Source organism: Acidovorax cavernicola, assembly GCF_003581445.1.
Window position 1 is genome coordinate 1 of record NZ_QXMN01000181.1, and the last position, 1743, is coordinate 1743.

The following is a 1743-nucleotide window of genomic DNA, read 5'->3' on the forward strand; positions in this document are numbered from 1 at the left end:
GCCTTCCAGTGCTCCAGGCCCTTGCGGGTGTCGAGCAGGTCGGAACGGCCGATCATGTCGTCGAACTTGCGGATGCCCAGCTGGGCCATGATCTGGCGCACTTCTTCGGCAACGAAGAAGAAGTAGTTCACGACATGCTCGGGCTTGCCGGAGAACTGCTTGCGCAGCACCGGGTCCTGCGTGGCCACGCCCACGGGGCAGGTGTTCAGATGGCACTTGCGCATCATGATGCAGCCTTCGACCACCAGCGGAGCCGTGGCGAAACCGAACTCGTCGGCGCCCAGCAGCGCGCCGATGACCACGTCGCGGCCGGTCTTCATCTGGCCGTCGGCCTGGACACGGATGCGGCCGCGCAGGCGGTTGAGCACCAGGGTCTGCTGGGTTTCGGCCAGGCCGATTTCCCAGGGACCGCCCGCATGCTTGATCGACGACAGCGGCGAAGCGCCCGTGCCGCCGTCATGGCCGGCGATGACCACGTGGTCGCTCTTGCACTTGGCGACGCCCGCGGCCACCGTGCCGACACCGACTTCGGAGACCAGCTTGACCGAGATATCGGCATGCGGGGCGACGTTCTTCAGGTCGTGGATCAGCTGTGCCAGATCCTCGATCGAGTAGATGTCGTGGTGCGGCGGGGGCGAAATCAGGCCCACGCCCGGCACCGAGTGGCGCATGCGGCCGATGTATTCCGACACCTTGCCGCCGGGCAGCTGGCCGCCTTCGCCGGGCTTGGCGCCCTGGGCCATCTTGATCTGGATCTGGTCCGAGGACGACAGGTATTCGGCCGTGACACCGAAGCGGCCCGATGCAACCTGCTTGATCTTCGAGCGCAGCGAATCACCGTCGCGCAGCGGCATGTCGACTTCGACCTGGTCGTTGCCGATCACCGAGCCCAGGGTCTCGCCCTGCTTGATCGGGATGCCCTTGAGTTCGTTGCGATAGCGCTTGGGATCCTCGCCGCCTTCGCCGGTGTTGCTCTTGCCGCCGATGCGGTTCATGGCCACGGCCAGCGTCGCATGGGCTTCGGTCGAGATCGAGCCCAGCGACATCGCGCCGGTCGCGAAGCGCTTGACGATTTCAGCCGCGGGCTCGACTTCGTCGAGCGCGATCGCCTGGGCCGGGTCGCCCTTGAACTCGAACAGGCCGCGCAGCGTCATGTGGCGCTGGCTCTGGTCGTTGACCAGCTGGGCGTATTCCTTGAAGGTGCTGAAGTTGTTGGAGCGCGTCGCGTGCTGCAGCTTGGCAATCACGTCGGGCGTCCACATGTGTTCCTCACCGCGCGCCCGCCAGGCGTACTCGCCGCCGGCTTCGAGCATGGTTTCAAGCACCGGGTCGTCGCTGAACGCCGCCAGGTGGTTGCGGATGGTTTCCTCGGCGATCTCGAACACGCCGATGCCTTCGATGCGGCTGGCCGTGCCGGTGAAATACTTGTCGACGGTGTCGGTGCTCAAGCCGATGGCCTCGAACAGCTGCGCGCCGCAGTAGCTCATGTAGGTGCTCACGCCCATCTTGGACATGATCTTCGACAGGCCCTTGCCGATCGCCTTGACGTAGTTGTAGACCGCCTTCTCGCCCGACAGGTCGGCAGGCAGGTCCTTGCCCATGTCCAGCAGGGTTTCCATCGCCAGGTAGGGATGGACGGCTTCGGCGCCGTAGCCGGCAAGCACGGCGAAATGGTGGATTTCGCGCGCCGTGCCGGTTTCGACCACGAGGCCGGCGGTGGTGCGCAGGCCTTCACGCACCAGG

Annotated in this window: 1 protein-coding gene; it reads right to left on the reverse strand. The window is 65.6% G+C overall.

All coding sequences use genetic code 11. The features are described 5' to 3' along the window. Positions 1-1743, reverse strand: a 1743-nt coding sequence (locus D3H34_RS32280; protein WP_286186547.1) for an FMN-binding glutamate synthase family protein, incomplete at both ends; no start/stop codon positions are given.